We start from the raw sequence: 18,442 nt of genomic DNA, 5'->3' as shown, positions 1-18,442 counted from the left end.
CAAGGTTTAGAAAGGTGGTAATTCTTTAAGAATTGTAAACCGGATGTGATTAATTGCTAGGTCGCCAAGGGGGATATCTTCTTTGGTGAGACGTACACCTTGACTGCTGATGGTTTCAAAAGAAACTCCCTTGCCAATTTCAATGTGATACCAGCATAAGCCCATGAAAAAGCGGGTGGGATAGGGGCCTGCATTACCGATATCATCAGGGTTAGATTCCATCGGCAACCAACCGAAATTGGGAATGTAGAATTCTAACCACACATGGTTAAAGTCTGGTTGCAGGGGTATGCCTTGCAATTCTCCGTTGGGTGGACATTTGTATCTACCGACTGTGCGGCATGGAATACCATTCAAACGGCATAAAGCCAATAATACGCCTACATATTCACCACAGGAACCTACACCCCGTTCTAAAACCACATCTGGCGTATCAATGTATGGTTTAATACCATATGACAATTCATCGTAAACATAATTACGGATACTGTACATTTTCCTGAGCAGATTGGTTTCCGAACCAACTGCATCGCGTGCAGCCCTGCGGACAATGCTAGTCTCCATTGCTAACTCATCGTCATCTACCAGATAGCGGCTAGCAAATTCTGGAGTAACTGGGGGAATATCTTCCACATCTTTGGGTGTAATGCGATACTTAATGCCGCGCACTTCTAAAGTAGCTTTCCAGCCAAAGATATGGCGTTCCCCAGGAGTAAGAGTATCAAATTTAAATACTGCTATTCTTTGCCCATCAATAACTTCTTCTGTAAAGGGTAGCCCAATCGGTTCGACTTGTTTGACTTTTTGGCGTTCAGTTTCTGAAGGTAAAGCAATCCGCCATTCTAAGTCTGTTAAATAGACCTCTTCTAAGGGGGCAATTTCCTCAGCGTAGGACATTTCAATCAGGTAGCCATTAGAGAGGGCGTAACGTTTCTCTGGCTCGTAATGATAATAGAGGGGATGAATAAAAGTGCGATCGCGGTATGTTAATTCGTGATTTGGATCGGCATTGGGATTATCCCGGATATAAGGCTCCTCTGAGGCGTAGGCGACATAAAGACTTTCTTTGCCTGTTTCGCTATCTTTATGTACCGCGATACCTGTAGGCGAGTCAAAGGGCGTAAGGACGCTAAATTGAATTTCCCCTGTCGCCCGATCCATAGAATAAACTGTTTGCTCGGTGCGATCACTCACCCACAGAGTATCTTGACTGACAGTTAAATTCTCTTGTCCTACGCCTGGGGCATAAAACCTAGTAATTTCTTTGCGGCCATCCGATTCATAAATCAAGATATAGCCTAACTTTTGGCAACTAATGTAGACCGTGGATTCCCAAACAGCAATACCCTCAGCCGGATAAGGCAATGTCACAAAATGCTCTAATCCTAAAGCATTCATTTGGCAGCGATAAACAGTGTTACCACGAGTTACCCACAGGGTATCTTCCCAGACTGCTATACCTGTGACATCAGTAAATTCCTTAACTTGATGAGGATTCAGTATTTTACTGTTGTCAGATATTGGGTCAATCTCCAGTAGATGTCCCTTAATCGTATCAATAGCGATCAGTCTATCTTGAATAAAAGCAATGCCACCTAGTGCGGCAGCAGTTAGCGGTCGAATCGTTCTTTGACCAAACATCTGGCTAACGGTCATACTGGGGAGTGCAAAACTCATATTAAGCATATTCATTTAACCGTTTAGCACGCCTAGAATAAATTGTGGTACATCCAATGTGACCAAGTTTTCAGAGTGGTGCTGCTTACAATTATCAGTGCAATGTGTTCCAAAAAAACTCTGACCTAGGAAATAACACATAAAAATACTCATGAAGGATTAATCCTTCAGATGACAAATGTCAGGAATCACATCTAAACTGAACTGATACAAACTGGCGAGAGCCTTTATGTAACTTTAGTGGATGGTTTTCTGACCATCACTAAATTATGATCGAATTTTGTAACCTTTTCCTGTAACTTAAGTGATGTCTGCTAATTCTCTGCCTGAAAGTGCCGCCGTTTGGCATAGTTTAGAAGTTGAAAAAGCGCTCGAACTGCTTGATAGTAATGCAGACAGTGGCTTGACACCCCAAGAAGTGGAACAACGGTTGCACAAATATGGCCCCAATGAACTAGAAGAACATGGCGGCCGTAGCGCTTGGGAGATTCTGCTGGATCAGTTCAAGAACATTATGTTGTTGATGCTGATTGCTGTAGCTATCATTTCTGGGGTTTTAGACCTCGTGGCTTGGCAAGGAGGTAACCTCAAACCCGGGGAAGTGCCATTCAAGGATACGATCGCGATTATGGCGATTGTCATCCTCAATGGGATTTTGGGCTATGTGCAAGAAAGCCGTGCCGAAAAAGCCCTCGCAGCCTTGAAAAAACTCTCCTCTCCCTTAGTGCGAGTCATCCGCGATCGCAAACTATTGGATGTCGCCGCTAAGGAAATCGTTCCTGGGGATGTGATGCTGCTGGAAGCTGGGGTACAGATAGCCGCAGATGGACGCTTAATTGAACAATCTAATTTACAAGTGCGAGAATCGGCGCTCACAGGTGAAGCCGAAGCTGTTAATAAACAAGCCACATTACAATTACCTGAAGACACAGGATTAGGCGATCGCATTAATGTTGTCTATCAAGGAACCGAGGTTGTCCAAGGACGAGGCAAGGTTCTAGTTACTAGTACTGGGATGAAAACAGAGTTAGGCAAAATTGCTACTTTGTTACAGTCCGTGGAAAGTGAACCAACGCCTCTGCAACAGCGGATGACGCAACTAGGTAATGTCCTAGTCAGCGGTTCTTTAATTTTGGTGGCGATTGTTGTCATTGGCGGTATCATCCAGGCCAGAGGTTTTAGCAACTTACAAGAACTTTTAGAAGTTTCTTTGAGTATGGCGGTGGCTGTAGTACCGGAAGGTTTACCAGCCGTAATCACCGTTACCTTGGCATTGGGAACCCAGCGGATGGTCAAGCAAAATGCCTTGATTCGTAAACTTCCAGCAGTGGAAACCTTAGGTTCAGTCACCACAATTTGTTCTGATAAAACCGGTACGCTGACTCAGAACAAAATGGTGGTGCAATCAGTTTATACAAATAATTCTACTTTTAGGGTTACAGGCGAAGGTTACGCCCCCACCGGAGATTTTCAATTAAACGGACAAAAAATTTCTGCAGATGAGTACCCCGAAATCTCCGCTTTACTAGTTGCTTGTGCTGTTTGTAACGATTCCGTACTGCAAAAAGAAAAAGGGGAATGGGCGATTTTGGGCGACCCCACCGAAGGCGCATTAATGACCTTGGCGGGGAAAGCAGGTATTGAAAAAGACCAATGGGAAAGTAAATTACCTCGTGTAGCGGAATTTCCTTTTTCCTCAGAACGTAAGCGTATGAGCGTGATTGCTCAGGTACAGGAGGTTGCAACCGGGGATGCTTCGGGAACAGGAATTGACCCGGCGATCGCAGGTTTCCTGCAATCGGAAAATTATTTAATGTTTACCAAAGGTTCCCCAGAGTTGATTTTGGCGCGTTGCAGTCAAATTTATCTGGGTAGACACTCAGCCCCCTTAACAGAAGAACAACGCCAAAAAGTTCTGGCGGAAAACGATCAAATGGCCAGTAAGGGGTTGCGGGTACTGGGTTTCGCTTATAAACCTTGGGCAGAAATCCCCCCAGAAGGTGCCGATGAAGCCTCAGAACAAGATTTAGTGTGGCTGGGGTTAGTGGGGATGCTAGATGCACCACGCCCAGAAGTGAGAGCCGCCGTGCAAGAATGTCGGGAAGCTGGGATTCGTCCAGTGATGATTACTGGCGACCACCAATTAACAGCCAGAGCGATCGCGGCTGATTTAGGCATAGCCGAGGAAGGCTCTCGTGTACTCACAGGGCAAGAATTACAGCGCATGAGTGATGAGGAATTGGAGCAAAATGTCGATTTAGTCAGTATTTATGCCCGAGTTTCCCCAGAACACAAACTGCGAATTGTCAAAGCTCTGCAACGCCGTGGTAGATTTGTGGCGATGACAGGAGATGGTGTTAATGATGCTCCCGCCTTGAAGCAAGCCGATATCGGGATTGCGATGGGCATTACCGGCACAGATGTCAGTAAAGAAGCTAGCGACATGGTGCTGCTAGATGACAACTTTGCCACCATCGTTTCTGCTACGAAGGAAGGTAGGGTAGTTTACACCAACATCCGCCGCTTTATTAAATACATTCTGGGCAGTAACATCGGTGAAGTGCTAACAATCGCCGCTGCACCAATTTTAGGGCTGGGCGGTGTTCCTCTGACTCCCTTACAAATTCTCTGGATGAACCTCGTGACAGATGGTTTACCAGCCTTAGCCTTAGCGGTAGAACCCCCAGAACCAGACGTGATGAAGCGTCCACCCTTTAGCCCCCGAGAAAGTATCTTTGCTAGGGGATTGGGTTCTTATATGGTTCGCATCGGGATTATCTTTGCGATCATCACGATTATTCTCATGGAATGGGCATATTTCCATTCCAAAGCCGTAACGGGGCCAGGACTCGACCCAGAACGGTGGAAGACAATGGTATTTACTTCCTTGTGTATTGCCCAAATGGGTCATGCTATAGCTATCCGCTCGAATAACCAACTCACCATAGAAATGAATCCCTTCTCGAATCCGTTTGTTTTGGGTGCTGTGGTTGTGACAACAATTTTGCAGTTGATGCTAGTTTACGTTCCACCCCTACGAGATTTCTTTGGTACCCACTGGTTACCACCACAGGAGTTAGCTATTTGTATTGGCTTTAGTGCCTTAATGTTTGTATGGGTGGAATTGGAGAAGATATTCTTCCGCTTAATGGGTAAAAAGACCGTTTAATAACAATTCAAAATTCAAAATTCAAAATGCTGAATTTTGGATTAATGCTGTAACCCAGAAGATGAAATATGAGGGAGATGAGAATGAGGAGGAAATAACAAGGGAGGTAGGACAAGGGATGGAAGAGAAAATGCTCCCTCTGCTCCCTCTGCTCCCTCTGCTCCCTCTGCTTCCCCCCCTCCCCTGCTCTCTCATCTCTTTGCTATGTTTCTCAAATCGATTCACCTGAGACAATTTCGTAATTACCAAGACCAAAAGGTTGAGTTTACGGCTGCCAAAACAATTTTGGTAGGTAATAATGCTCAGGGAAAGTCGAATCTGTTGGAAGCGGTGGAGTTATTAGCCACATTGCGATCGCATCGTATGGCCCGCGATCGCGATTTAGTTCAAGAAGGAGAAGCGATCGCCCAAATTAATGCTTCCCTAGAGCGCAAATCTAGTATTAGTGACTTGACTTTAACTCTCCGCCGCAATGGACGGCGTACAGTGGCGCTCAATAGTGAAATTGTGCGTCGCCAAATGGATTTTCTTGGTGTTTTGAATGCTGTAGAGTTTTCTAGCTTAGATTTAGACTTGGTACGTGGTGGCCCGGAAGGTCGTCGTAGCTGGCTAGATACTTTATTAATTCAACTCGAACCTGTATATGCTCACATTTTGCAGCAATACAATCAGGTTTTGCGACAACGCAATGCATTTTTAAAACAAACTCAAGATTCAGCACTCAGTAGCCAGCAATCAGAACAATTAGCTGTATGGGATGCTCAGTTAGCTACCAACGGTACACGCGTTATTAGAAGGCGTGAGCGAGCGCTACAACGGCTAGCACCAATTGCAACTAATTGGCACGCTAGCATCAGTGGTAGTACGGAAGAATTGCAAATTAAATATGCACCCAACGTTCCCTTGGGAGAAAATTATCCCCAAGAAGTACAACAAGCTTTTTTAGAGAAAATTCAGCAGCGAGCGATCGCAGAATTGCGCCAAGGCACTACCCTAGTAGGCCCTCATCGTGACGAAGTAGAATTAATCATTAACCAAACGCCAGCGCGTCAGTACGGTTCTCAAGGTCAGCAGCGCACCCTAGTACTCGCGTTGAAATTAGCCGAATTGCAATTAATTGAAGAAGTTGTTGGCGAACCACCATTGCTATTGCTGGATGATGTTTTAGCAGAGCTAGACTTATATCGCCAAAATCAGTTACTTGATACAATTCAAGACCGATTTCAAACGATAATCACCACAACTCATCTTGGTTCTTTTGACTCACAGTGGTTGAATTCCTCGCAAATTCTCTTGGTAAAAGCCGGAGAAATATCATTGCCAAATCCGCTTGACTAAGCCAACATAATAAAGTGTGAAACTTCACTAGTCTCCACAACCGACAGAATAAAGATTAAGGTGTTTTATAGCAAAATGACAAATTTTGCTTAATATTATTTCAGCTATCAATAAAAATTTTTACTAAATAATTTTTATTGATAAAGTATTTGCTTTTCCATAAATTTTTATCCAGCCTTTTAGCATGACTGCAATTAAATTGGAGTTGCGTTTATCAACTATTTTATAGCCTTTTATTTAAGCAAATAATAACGTGATGATCTTACATTAAGTTTTAGATATGCTGCAAAAAAATTATTTATTAAATAAAGACGAGATTGTTGCACTAGGCGCATCTTTGCGAGAAATTGAGCCAAAGCTACTCAAAAAATGTCAACAACCAGGAATAACAAGAATGTGGTTCCAAGGAGAGGAACCTTATTTAGATGTTTTCTTTGAATTAAAAGATGAGGAAATATTATGGTTTCAATTTACTTTACGAGGTAAATCAGTTTCTTGGGACTATCAAAAAGGGCAATTACAAACTGGTACCACTAATGAACTCAATTGCAACGATGTTAGCTTTTATGCAGCTAGTAAAACAATTGAGAATGATATACAGCCTAATTTAGATTTAATTACTTCAGTAAAATTGATTCTCCAAACTAGGATGGAAGAACCTATCTTTGCTAAGACTCTGAAATTATTCAATTAGATAAAGTCTTTATTCTTGATTTCAATTTATCAACTATATGTAGGGTGTGTTACGGCTATGAAAGGTTTTGGGGTCTAGAGACATTGAAATTTAGCCGCAGGGCACCATCTATGAGGCGGTGCGTTAGTCGCTAGGATAGTTATTTTGTGACAATCATATTGGAAATCAGCGCCTAACACACCCTACCTTATAGATCATCTTTTAATTCCATTTTTCTAATTTTTTAAAAATATTGAGAACTAAAAAAGTGAGGAAAGCGCCAATTAAACTTAATTGCCACAAATTACATCCCGCAGCAATTCCTAACGCTGCTGACACCCAAACAGCCGCAGCTGATGTTAGCCCATGAATTTCCGGACGCTGCGAATCGTTGGAAGATTCACGCAAAATCTCACCAGCACCCAGAAATCCTATCCCCGCAGCAATACCTTGAATCACGCGACTAAGTGCATCAGCGTTAGCTTGCAACCCAACTGTATGCAAAGGTATGAGGGTAAACAAAGCAGAACCAAGACTGACTAACATATGAGTTCTTAAACCTGCTGGTTTGTGTCGCAGTTGGCGTTCCCAGCCAATAATCGCCCCACTCACCAATGCAATACACAACCTAAAGATAATATTTAGCCAATCGTTGGTCATTAAGTATCAATATGATAAGTGTTTAATAATACTGAGCTAAGTTCAGCGTTGAGCAATAAATGTGAAGGATAAAAATTGCTAATTGTTTATCATTCTTGTCCATATTTTCTCATGTAGATTGAGAAGATATTCTAGACCTATCTGAAAGTTTTGCACTTATTAACGTTTTTATTCTGGACTCTTTTTGCAATAAATTCCTAATTTCGGCTAATTTATTGGCAAATTTCTACCTTAAGCTGGATACATATTATGGCAATATGAATTCACAGTAATTTTTATCCTAGAGATAAAAATTACTAAATTTAAAGCTTATTATATCGATATTTAGTTATGTAAACTAGTTTAATCTGCACAATGCACTACAAATTGCTAAATTTAACCATACACTCAATAATTAAATGAGATAACACTTTTGGAGAGCGGAAATATTATGAATTAAAAAAATTATGGATTCCTTATATTGGACAATTTAAGCACTAATAATTAGTGTTTTGATTGTTAATTTTCAATCATTAGCTAATTCCAGTAAAGTTTTCGGGCTTTGCTGCTGATTTTCCAAAATTAAGTTGTGCTAAAAATAGATACAAAAAACTAGAAGCGCATCGGTGAGTTAACAAGCGATTCACAAGCAGCGTAATTTCCCCAACAAACTCATCCCTGGTGACGACATTACCCATTCTCATTTACGCCTTTGCAAAAACCAAAAATTCCAGCAGAGTAACTACTCTAAAATTTAGAAGACGTAGAATCAGAGAAAACAGAGGAATTTGGCGTTAAGTACCAGAGAGGATTAGAGCTTAAGTTTGTATAAATGGTCATTACGGTGACCCAAGCAATTGAATGACAACTGAGTACAAAAAATTGAGTGGACAAACTCTACTGGCTTGACCAAATTAAACTCCAAGACCGCGCCAAAGTAGGTGACAAAGCGTTTTACTTGAGCAGAATTATGCAGCGTGGCTACCCGGTAGTACCGGGTTTTGTCATTGGGGCAGAAGTTTTGCGAGAATTCTTAGAAACTCTCAATAGTTCAGAGTCATTAGTCGCTGATTTGCCATATTCTTCTTTGCACCTAGATGTTGGTAATTGGCGACAACTCCAGCAGGTAGCAGGGCGTTTGCGTCAGGAAATTATTGCTGCCACTTTACCATCGTCATGGATGAATAAGCTTTTCAAAGCTGCAAGAGAATGGGAAAGTAGCTATCTAATTTTGCGCCCTAGCCTAACTGTGCCAAATAATAACAAGCAAGTTGGTAATATTTCTGGGTTGCTGGAGTCAATTTTTTGTCACTGTGATCAAGAAACGATCGCTAAAGCATTAAAGCAAACTTGGAGTCAGTTATTTCGAGCCAGAAGTCTACTATATTGGCAGCAAGCAGGAATTAACCTGCAACAAGTTAATTTAGCAATTTTAGTACAGCCAGTTCGCAATGCCATTGCCAGTGGTTCAATTAATGCGAATACATCTGCGTGGGAAATCACTGCTACTTGTGGATTAGAAGTAGCGATCGCTAATGGTGAAGTTCAGCCAGATGTTTACTATATTCAACCAGATACAGGCAAACTGCTCGAGAAACACCTCGGTAATAAAATCTTGGCTTATTATGTTGACGAGCCAGCTAGTACAGATGAATGGCAAGCATTACCAGATTCAGTACTAATCGCAGATGACACGGCTTTAAATACCTATTTACTGCCAGATAACCAACAAAAACAATACGCTTTACCAAAAGAACACCTGCCACAAGTGATAGATTTAGCTAGTCAACTTGTGGGTGAATTCGGTAAACATTTTTCTGTGAAATGGACGATTTTGCAGGAAAATCCCGTTACCAAGCTCTACCTGACACAAGTTAAATCTCCTCAATCTGCCATCCCTAATGTACACATCATCAAAGGATTAGGGGCAGCTAGAGGACGTGTAACTGCAACTGCCTATGTCGTTGCCAATTCTCACTTTCAACCAGAAAAGCTACCCCATGGAGCAATTTTAGTTGCTCGTTCTATCAAACCTGATTGGTTACCTTTATTGCAACAAGTTAAAGGTATTATTACGGAGCAAGGCGGCTTGACGAGCCATGCAGCAATCCTTGCGAGGGAATTGGGTATCCCTGCAGTTGTTAGTGCTACAGATGTCACCGCTTTAATACAGAACGGTGAAAAACTCATATTAGATGGCGATCGCGCAGAAGTTTATCGCATCAAAGCAGATGTAGCGCTAGAAGAAGTTCAGCCCAGATGGGGTTCAGCAGAAGCTTTAGAACTGAATTACCTGCATTCTTCCATGTCTTCGCCTACCAATTCTTGGGAATCTCCTGATTCTAGTTTTGCGTCAGCCAAACCGCTAATTGCTACTCAGTTATTACTCAACCTCAGCCAGCCTAACCTCATAGAGCAAGTGCAAAATTTGCCTGTAGATGGAGTAGGGTTATTACGCTCAGAACTGATGATCCTCAACATCCTAGCAGGCGAACATCCTAATAGTTGGCTCATAGATGGACGACAAGCAGAATTATTAGAACTCTGGACTGAGCAGATTATGCAATTTGCCCGTGGCTTTGCGCCGCGACCAGTATTTTACCGCTCTTTAGATTGGCGATCGCACGAATTACCCTCCTTCCCCAATCAGCAGCAATCTTCACCAAAATCGGTTTTGGGCGAACGAGGAATATTTAGCTATTTACTCAATCCCGCAGTCTTTGAGTTAGAACTGAATGCTTTAGCAACAGTGCAAAAAGCTGGTTACAGCAACATTAACCTTTTGTTGCCCTTTGTTCGGAGTGTAGAAGAATTTACTTTTTGTCGCCACAAAGTAGAGCAAGCTGGATTAACCCAACAGCCGCAGTTTCAATTGTGGATGATGGCAGAAGTACCCAGCGTACTATTTTTACTGCCAGAATATGTGAAAGCGGGAGTAAATGGGATTTCCATTGGCACAAATGACTTAACCCAACTACTGCTAGGAGTAGATCGAGAGCAACAACAGCTAGCGCGAGTATTTAACGAACTCCAACCCGCAGTTATGAATGCGATCGCTCAACTCATAGAAATGTCGAAAAATGCCGGAATTCCTTGTGCCATCTGCGGTCAAGCCCCAGTGACTTATCCAGAAATCATCGATCATCTAGTGCGATGGGGCATCACAGCCATTTCCGTAGAACCAGAAGCAGTAAGTCGCACCTACGACGCGATCGCCCGTGCAGAACACCGCCTGATTTTAGAAGCCGCACGCCGGCAGTTGAGGGGGTGAGGCAGAGGGGCAGGGGGCAGGGAGCAGAGGAAGAATTCCCATTACCCATTACCCCATCCCCAATGCCCAATGCCCCATGCCCTATTTTATATACCCCGTCTCACGTAGAAACTTGCGTAATTCTGTGAAAAATTCGGTGCGATCGCTTTTTTTGTAAGCTTGCTGTACTTGTTGCCAGCCTTGTTGTCCTTGACCAAGCATATATTTGTCTGCTAAATAAGCGGCGAGGAAGCCTTTACCGTCTTCACCTTGCTGGCGGATTTCGTTGTAGGTTTTCCAGAGTTCTGCCGCATTACTGGCAATCAGCTTGGGATAGCGGCGCGTAACATTCACCATTTTGCCTTGGCGATACTGCCAAATTTGTAGGGGGTAGCCAGAAGCAGCATAGGAACTGAAAGCATAAGCAAAGCGATCGTCTCGGCTATCAAACTCTGGTAATCCATCATTATCTAAATCCTTGAGTCGATAACCACCATTACCCCATTCATGACGAATTTTTTTGTACTGCTTGGCTTTGCTGTCGTAACGGTAAATTAACGAATAAGTACAGCAATGTGCGCCGCCTGTAAAGAAATCGGCAATTACTTCTGGTTCTTTATTGCCATCTAAATCTAGGACTGGAATATTCTTTTCTTGTCCTTCCAGTAAGTCCCCTATAGGTCTGTCATATTCACTTTCTTGGGGTAGCTTTTTATCCAAAACAGTTTGACCCGAGCGGCTAATTTGTAACCGCACATTTTTATACTGATATTCCTGTGGTTTTTCGTAGGTAATTTGTGCCTGAACATTACCAGATTTGCCACTGATACTTTCTGCTGTAGCGCTTTGCAACAATACAGATGAAGCACTTAAAAAAGCTAAACCAACTAAAGATTGACTAATAAAGCTACGAATAGCACTCATTGATGGTGTTGTATCTATTAAGACTGTATTAGGACTTATGCACTTGGTACACCCATCTTCTGGTGTAAGAGTCCAGAGTCAAAAGTCAAGGGGAGCCAGCGCCGTGGGCGGGTTTCCCGACTTGAGGCGACTGGCGTTCAAAAATTCAAGTTTTTTGGACTTTTGACTCTTGACCCTGGACAGCCTAAACGAAAAAATGTGACACTCGCGTAAATCTTACTGATTTAATACAACACCATCATAATCATCAATATCGGAAAATAGCTGCAACAGGAGTGCTGTAAGGAATTTGTTCTGGAGGAACGGCGTAAACAGTACCACCGTTTAACAAGGTATGAGTAGCAACCAAATCTAACAAATCTTCATCGCCAGTTTCTTTCTCGTCGTGCAAATACACTGTTTCCGAACCAGGATCAAACAAACCCCATTGCTGCTGACCAACTGCAACTAAGAGTGAATCGACTCGCTGGTAATAAGCGGCGGGAATGATTTGTTGTAAATCGTTGCTAGCTTTGCCAGTATCACCACCAAATAGCTGCTGAAAACGTTCTACAAATTCTTGTTGTGACTTTTGAAAATCAGCTTCAACAATTGGCCAAGCTTGCTCGTGTAACTCCTGAGCCGAGAGAACTTCTGGATTACCAGTAATCCCTTCTGGCATTAAATGTTGATAGGAATTGGCTTGTCTGTACAAAGGTAAAAGATACTCTACGCCAGCTAGAACTAAAGGTGCTGCTTCTTCTCGAAGTTTCTCGTGTAATGCTTGATCAATTATGTAAAAGAATTGGCGAATTTCTTCTTGGTGCTGATCCCTGTCAGGACTTCCCTGTCCGTGAAATTCACCGGGTTGTACAAAAGTATTAGCTGTGCCACCTTTAGAAGAAGCAATCCGAAATTGACCCTCTTTCGCCGTTTCATCTCTTTGTAGAGCTTCATCGACGCTTTTAGGCATATTTTCTACTTCTATCTCATTAATTGTGTAGCGTGTTCCCTCAAAAAACCTCACATCTTGTTGACTCAGAGCCAAAACATAGAACCGACCATTACCATTTAAAATTGGTAGCAGTGGCTTAATATGGAATCTATCTGTAACTACAACCAACTCTTGAAAATTGATTGGTAAGGGATAGTAACGAAAGAAGTCTTCAGAAATAAAAATTGCCAGTCCTGGCTCTCCCATTTGTTCCCAAAATGCTGGGGTATCAAGGTCAATAGCTTTTTGCAACAATTTCGTTGCTTCTTGGGGTTCCAAACCCGCATCAACCAAACGTGCTTCAGCTTCTTTAATTAAATTTTTAAACCTTATTGGATCTTGTCGCACTTCTGGCACGGCTGGGTGCGCTGGCATATAAATAGAAACACAATTTCCCTTAGGCTGTTCTAGCAGTGGCTTGATTTCTTCTCTAGAAATTATTTGCATAAATATCCCTCCTAGCAACGTGACCAGACAATGACATCAGCACCATACATTCAAAGAACTGATTTCATCTTTTTTTGATGCAGCTTTTGCAGCCACAATCCTTGAATCTGGACTTATTTCACGTCAAGGAGGGTAAAGTTTCATCTTTCTGTGGACTTACGAGGGGAGTATATTTTGTGGGGGAAAGGGTAATGGGTAATTGCTAATGGGTAATAGGAATTCCTCTCCCTGCTCCCTGCTCCCTTGCCTCATCTCCCTCATCCATTTTTAGTCTGTTGCGAATTCATGGGTATAGGGATATTCCGTTGTTGAACCCAGCCTAAAGTTACTCGTTTCATGATGGCGTACAAACCTATCAGGATGACAAAGGTGATGGCAATAATCACTAGAGGCTGTTTACCTAAAGTTTCCTCTACAGCTATGGTGAGCAATGTATCTGGCTGTGTAATAAAATCCCAACTATTGAAACGCAAGAACCTTCCCCAGTAAATACCAACAGCAGATAGCGCATGGGTAATCAACTCAACCCATAAAATCCACTGGCTTTTTCCAATCCGGTGTAAATAGTAGCCTAAATTAATTAAAGATACGACGTACGCTTCAAATCCAGCGAAAATTACTAAAATATAGAGCGGAATTAACACTAATGTAATAACCCACACTGATTGAATGGTGCGGATATCATCTATCAAGTGAATGACATCTGTTAATAAATAGGGCGCATTTGGTAGAAAAGCATAGAAAACTAGAAATCCTAGCCACCAAACCCAACTTCTACCGCGATTTCTGCGAAATAGCCAAACGCTCAAAGCCAATGGGATGAAAGCTAGAAATAGATTCCAGGTCATCCATCTCATGTTAATTCGTAATATATGTACTAGTTTGATGAGCAATTCAACTAATTCTGTTTTCATAAGCACTATCTCGCAATCGTTTAATTAATGTTGGTTTACTCTATACTGTTAAATTAATTGAGTGATTGTCACCACTCCCAAGATGAAATAAAGTTTTTATGCCCCAGCCTCATGAAATCTATTTATTGAAACTCCAAATAAGGTAATTTTCTTTGTAAGAACTAAATACTGGGTATTTGGTGAAGAGATTACAGAGTGATTTTAACTTACATATGAGGTGTTACCAGTCCTACTAATGTCTCATTTAGTTATTAATCGGACTAATCCACTAGTATAACTAGAAAAACATGAGTGGGAAATCTTAAGCATTTATAAATATTAGTGGTTATAAAAAGCACATTTTTTAAGAAAAAATACATATTAGAAAAGCTGCTATTTCTAGATACAGCAGATTTCACCTGATTTACGAAAGGCTACGCCAACAAGATTTAGAGATTATTGTCATGGCGCACAGTTATAGCTTTTATATCTGGTGACAAAAAAATACGATACCTGGAATAACTGTAGAGGCATACATTTGTATGCCTCTCCCAAGATATAGATCGCAAACATTATTGATAAAACGCTGTATATCTTTTTCTTTAGCTGTTAAACATAGAAAGCAGAGAATACAAGAAAAGGGAGAATTATTTCCTTGTGTCTTCTTCTCCCTCTTCTGCTAGTTCAGTGAAAATGAAAAATCAATTTTCAGGCTGACTACAGTATTTATTCAGATCGCCTACTAACTTATCAGATTCCTTGCCAGCAGTTTTAGCTGCAGCTGTTAGTGCTGTGTCAATTTGTGTTCTGGCTTTTTGCAGCTTTTCTCTCCCTGCTTCTGAGGCTTCGGCTGTTTTAGCTGAACCAAGTGCTTGAGCTGCTTTGGCGATCGCTTGACTTAAATTCCGGAACACCTGGGCAAATTTGCCTTGAAATTCTTGTAACTTGGGATCTTTTAAGTTTAAGTCTTCTATAGATTTAGTTACAGCTTGTAAATCTTTAGATAGTTGCACGCTGGTAATTACTTGCTGTCCTTTTTTCTTATCAATCAGAGAATTACCTTCGTTTACCGCTTGAATTAGTCGCTGGCATTGAGAAGCTTTATTCTCATTGCATCCAGCCATTAACAACGCAATAGTCAAGCTAACAGGAACAATAACAGTATATTTACGTAAAATAAACATTAACTCACCACTAGCAGTAAAATCCCAATAATAGTACCCAATATTGCCACAGTCTTGTTGTGACTTAAATCGGTTACTTGATTACGTTACTGGACTAGTGGTCTGTCAAATTCATTTTGACTGTTAGAGAGACGCGATAAATCGCCGTCTCTACAGAAATCTATCCGTCAATTATTTCTTGACAGACTACTAGGGGCGAAGGGCTAGGGACTGTTTTCTAATCCTCAATTAGACTCAACGGCAAAAAGCGGGAATAACTACATCCCGCTTTGATTAGTGAATTAAGCTGATGCACATCTAAATTGCAGATTTTCTTGTTTAGGTCGTCAAAGGTCAAGAGGAGCCAGTCACGTCGGGAAGTTCCCTCGGTTGAATGAACTGGCGTTCCAGAGTCAAGGCTAAACTTGGACTTTTGACCCTTGACTCTGGACAATCCTAATGAGTAGTTAGGGATTTCCAAGAAATAAATTATTCCATCTTGTGGGGCGGGCATCTTGCCCGCCACATAAACTGGGCGGACAAGATGTCCACCCCACAATAAATACTGGGATATTTTTTTATTTGGAAGTCCCTTATGCAAATTAAATGCGTAAAAGCTTACCAATCTACTGGCAAACCTAACCGATCTAAGGTATCGCCATCTTTTAAAAGTGGCTGAATCTCTCTGTCTATGGGAATCTGACCTCCAGCCAGTACCAAAGCGCGTTGAGTAACTTTACCCAACCAATGGAGGTCATGGGAAGCAATTAATATTACTTGTACTGGCAATTTTAATAACACCTGTGCTAAATGCCGCCGCCATGCTGGATCGAGACCGTTAGTAGGCTCATCTAAAATCAAAATTGCCGGCTCTAGAGCTAAAATTGCGGCGAGGGCTGCCAAGCGTCTTTGTCCACCTGAAAGTTGATGCGCTGAACGGTTGGCATAGGCTTCTAAGCCAAAATCAGCTAACAACTGACGCGCGCGATCAATTGCTAATGCTGGGGAAACACCATAATTACGTGGCCCAAAGGTAATATCTTCTAAGATGGTGGGCATAAATAATTGGTCATTGGCATCTTGAAAAGCAAAGCCAATGTGACGACGCACTTGGGATAGAGTTTTAGGTTCTACGGGAATGCCATTAATGCAAATTCTCCCGCTTTGTGGTTGTTTTAAGCCAATGAGATTCTCTAGCAAAGTGCTTTTTCCTGAACCAGTGGCTCCCATCAAAGCCACGCGATCGCCTGCTTTTAATGTAAAAGAAATATCGCGCAATACTGGTTCTTGATTGGGATAGGCGTATACCAAGTTTTGCACCTCTACCGCAGCCGGGTGAGGGTGATGGGTTGGAGATTGGGGATTAGATGTTAAAGATTTCAAAATTCACAACTCGAAATTCACAACTGCGCTGTTACTAACAGTTAATAGTTAACTGTTAAATGTTGACTGTTAACTGGTAGGAACTAATGGTTAAACAAGCCGCGATCGCACAAGCTGCTAACAAAGCCAGCCTCTCTTTTGGTCTTAATCCTGAGTCTATTGGTAACTGACCGTTGTAACCACGAGCGATCATTGCGGTGTAAACTCGTTCTGCCCGTTCTAAGCTCCGGAGATATAAGGCTCCAATCATCGCTGCACTAGCGTAACGCAGCCAGCCAGCAGAACCATTAAGACCGCGCAATTGAGCGCTGCGCTGCATTCTTGTGACTTCTGACAATAAAATTTCTAGATATTGTCCAGCTAATAGCAAATTCTCCTTTAAAGGTAATGGTAAAGGTAAGCTTTTCAGCGCAATGCCGAAACTATGAGCAGGTAAAGTTAACAAGAAACTATTCATCACAATTAAACAGATTACAGAACGAACCAGCAAAAAGCTTGCTCGTTCCCACCCCAAAGGCAAAGCCAGCAAGGATAAAAACAGCAACTCTGTACCGAGTAATTTTCCCAGATGAGGAAGATGTACGCGCAACAACCAGGCCCAAAAAAGTGCGATCGCACCATATACAGCCAAGTAAGGCCAAGCATGATGCTTTAATAATGCTGCGCCAATCACAATCACTAGCGACAGTTGCAGACGTAATGGTAGGGAGATGTTAAGCATTATTCGGTCTCACCACCTTGGCTATGCCAAAGGCGACAGCAAAGCAAACTGCAGCTCCTACTAGCCCAGCGATACTGGTGCCTATTGTTCCCAAACCTTGGATACCGTAATCAGCTAAGGGTGTAGGCACAATTACCCTTACTTTTTCGGATAAGTTAATAAAGCCTAAGTTTTCGGCAACTCTTTCTAAGCCATCTGGCCAAGCTGAGGCAAAAAGTGACAGGACACCCGCCACTAAAAAAATACTAACAACTGGTACCGACCAACCGCGAAATTGCTGCTGTTCCCCGGGTAATAAATCTGGTCTCTGTCTAGCGAGGTAAACTAACACACTACCCGTAATTAGCCCTTCACCAATGCCAATCAGAATATGAGTACCAGTCATGGCTGGTAAAACTACAGCTATCGATGCAGTTCCAGAAAGCGCTAACTCCAAGGCACAAGCTATAGCTGCTACTACTACGCTGATACCAGCTGCAATCCCAGCCGCTAAAGGTAAGCGCTGTTTCGACCCTCCTAAAAGCCTTTGCAAAGTTTGAGTTAACCCCCAACCAACCCAAACACCAATAAAGGCCATATTCAAAATATTTGCACCTAAGGCTGTAATTCCTCCATCTGCAAACAGCACCGCTTGGATAATTAAGACCGTCGCGATGCATAATGCTCCAGCCCAAGGACTGCCTAAAATAACTGCTGCTAAGGTTCCTCCTAATAAATGTCCACTAGTCCCCCCGGCGACAGGAAAGTTAACCATCTGGGCAGCAAAAATAAAAGCTGTAGTTAAACCCAGTACTGGAGCGCGGCGTACCCCAAAAGCGTCTTGCGATCGCCTCAATGCAATTAAGAGTGCTGCCGCACTCGCTATACCCGTAGCACCTGCTACGGGTATAGAAACAAATCCATCAGGAATATGCATGATTTGCCCCGTGTATGATGTTTTGATTCACACAAATTACGTCATGTAATTGCGGCATTAAATTAATAAAAAGCAGAAAACTTCCCCTTTTTGCAATGCCCTCTTGGGGGATTTTATCCTGATACTTTCGACAGATTGACAATACAATATACGTTAAATAATATACTTATTTTTTAATATATCAACTTTTATTAATTTTATTTTTCAATTAAATACTAAAATTAGTGAAAATAAGCTGTCGATAGATGCTAAACCTGGAATCTACGCTTTTGCTCA

Annotated in this window: 13 protein-coding genes; 4 read left to right on the top strand and 9 right to left on the bottom strand. The window is 42.1% G+C overall.

Features of this window, described 5'->3' with window-relative positions; all coding sequences use genetic code 11:
- Window positions 1–6 precede the first annotated feature (6 nt).
- Entirely contained in the window at window positions 7–1,677 is a 1,671-nt protein-coding gene (locus AACU25_RS05950) for a transglutaminase domain-containing protein (protein WP_096574334.1), read from the bottom strand.
- A 307-nt stretch (window positions 1,678–1,984) separates the two neighbouring features.
- Between AACU25_RS05950 and AACU25_RS05945 the strand changes: the two genes are divergently transcribed.
- The 3 genes from AACU25_RS05945 to AACU25_RS05935 all read left to right on the top strand — a co-directional run bounded on the left by AACU25_RS05945 (window position 1,985) and on the right by AACU25_RS05935 (window position 6,878).
- Window positions 1,985–4,846 (top strand): cation-translocating P-type ATPase, encoded by a 2,862-nt coding sequence (locus AACU25_RS05945; protein WP_096574333.1) that lies wholly within the window; start codon window positions 1,985–1,987, stop codon window positions 4,844–4,846.
- Between the two features lie 204 nt (window positions 4,847–5,050).
- Window positions 5,051–6,184 (top strand): DNA replication/repair protein RecF, encoded by a 1,134-nt coding sequence (gene recF / locus AACU25_RS05940; protein ID WP_096574332.1) that lies wholly within the window; start codon window positions 5,051–5,053, stop codon window positions 6,182–6,184.
- Window positions 6,185–6,464: 280 nt separating this feature from the next.
- Window positions 6,465–6,878: a hypothetical protein gene (locus tag AACU25_RS05935; RefSeq protein ID WP_096574331.1), complete on the top strand. Its 414-nt coding sequence runs from the start codon at window positions 6,465–6,467 to the stop codon at window positions 6,876–6,878.
- A gap of 201 nt (window positions 6,879–7,079) precedes the next feature.
- Here the strand turns inward: AACU25_RS05935 and AACU25_RS05930 are convergent, their stop codons facing one another.
- Window positions 7,080–7,517 carry an MgtC/SapB family protein gene (locus AACU25_RS05930; protein ID WP_096574330.1) on the bottom strand — a complete coding sequence of 146 codons (438 nt, stop codon included), beginning with the start codon at window positions 7,515–7,517 and terminating at the stop codon, window positions 7,080–7,082.
- A gap of 865 nt (window positions 7,518–8,382) precedes the next feature.
- Between AACU25_RS05930 and AACU25_RS05925 the strand changes: the two genes are divergently transcribed.
- Window positions 8,383–10,767 (top strand): putative PEP-binding protein, encoded by a 2,385-nt coding sequence (locus AACU25_RS05925; protein WP_096574329.1) that lies wholly within the window; start codon window positions 8,383–8,385, stop codon window positions 10,765–10,767.
- A gap of 81 nt (window positions 10,768–10,848) precedes the next feature.
- On the opposite strand, the gene AACU25_RS05920 is transcribed toward AACU25_RS05925, so the two are convergent.
- The 7 genes from AACU25_RS05920 to AACU25_RS05890 form a co-directional block, all read right to left on the bottom strand.
- On the bottom strand, window positions 10,849–11,670 hold the full coding sequence (locus AACU25_RS05920; protein WP_096574328.1) for a hypothetical protein: 822 nt from the start codon (window positions 11,668–11,670) through the stop codon (window positions 10,849–10,851).
- Between the two features lie 247 nt (window positions 11,671–11,917).
- The gene (locus AACU25_RS05915; RefSeq protein WP_096574327.1) at window positions 11,918–13,090 is read right to left on the bottom strand and encodes a baeRF3 domain-containing protein; all 1,173 of its coding nucleotides are present in this window, start codon (window positions 13,088–13,090) and stop codon (window positions 11,918–11,920) included.
- A 257-nt stretch (window positions 13,091–13,347) separates the two neighbouring features.
- The gene (locus AACU25_RS05910) at window positions 13,348–14,004 is read right to left on the bottom strand and encodes a DUF1361 domain-containing protein (protein WP_096574326.1); all 657 of its coding nucleotides are present in this window, start codon (window positions 14,002–14,004) and stop codon (window positions 13,348–13,350) included.
- A 680-nt stretch (window positions 14,005–14,684) separates the two neighbouring features.
- Window positions 14,685–15,167: a hypothetical protein gene (locus tag AACU25_RS05905; protein WP_096574325.1), complete on the bottom strand. Its 483-nt coding sequence runs from the start codon at window positions 15,165–15,167 to the stop codon at window positions 14,685–14,687.
- 597 nt (window positions 15,168–15,764) lie between these two features.
- Window positions 15,765–16,529, bottom strand: a complete 765-nt coding sequence (locus tag AACU25_RS05900) for an energy-coupling factor ABC transporter ATP-binding protein (RefSeq protein WP_096574324.1) — start codon at window positions 16,527–16,529, stop codon at window positions 15,765–15,767.
- A 55-nt stretch (window positions 16,530–16,584) separates the two neighbouring features.
- Window positions 16,585–17,250: an energy-coupling factor transporter transmembrane component T family protein gene (locus tag AACU25_RS05895; RefSeq protein WP_096574323.1), complete on the bottom strand. Its 666-nt coding sequence runs from the start codon at window positions 17,248–17,250 to the stop codon at window positions 16,585–16,587.
- Window positions 17,243–18,166 carry an energy-coupling factor ABC transporter permease gene (locus AACU25_RS05890; RefSeq protein WP_096574322.1) on the bottom strand — a complete coding sequence of 308 codons (924 nt, stop codon included), beginning with the start codon at window positions 18,164–18,166 and terminating at the stop codon, window positions 17,243–17,245. Before AACU25_RS05890 ends, AACU25_RS05895 begins: the two co-directional genes overlap by 8 nt.
- Window positions 18,167–18,442: the final 276 nt, after the last annotated feature.

This window comes from Tolypothrix tenuis PCC 7101 (assembly GCF_963874875.1).
Classification (GTDB): Bacteria; Cyanobacteriota; Cyanobacteriia; order Cyanobacteriales; family Nostocaceae; genus Aulosira; species Aulosira tenue.
This window is presented reverse-complemented; position numbering and strand designations above follow the sequence as displayed.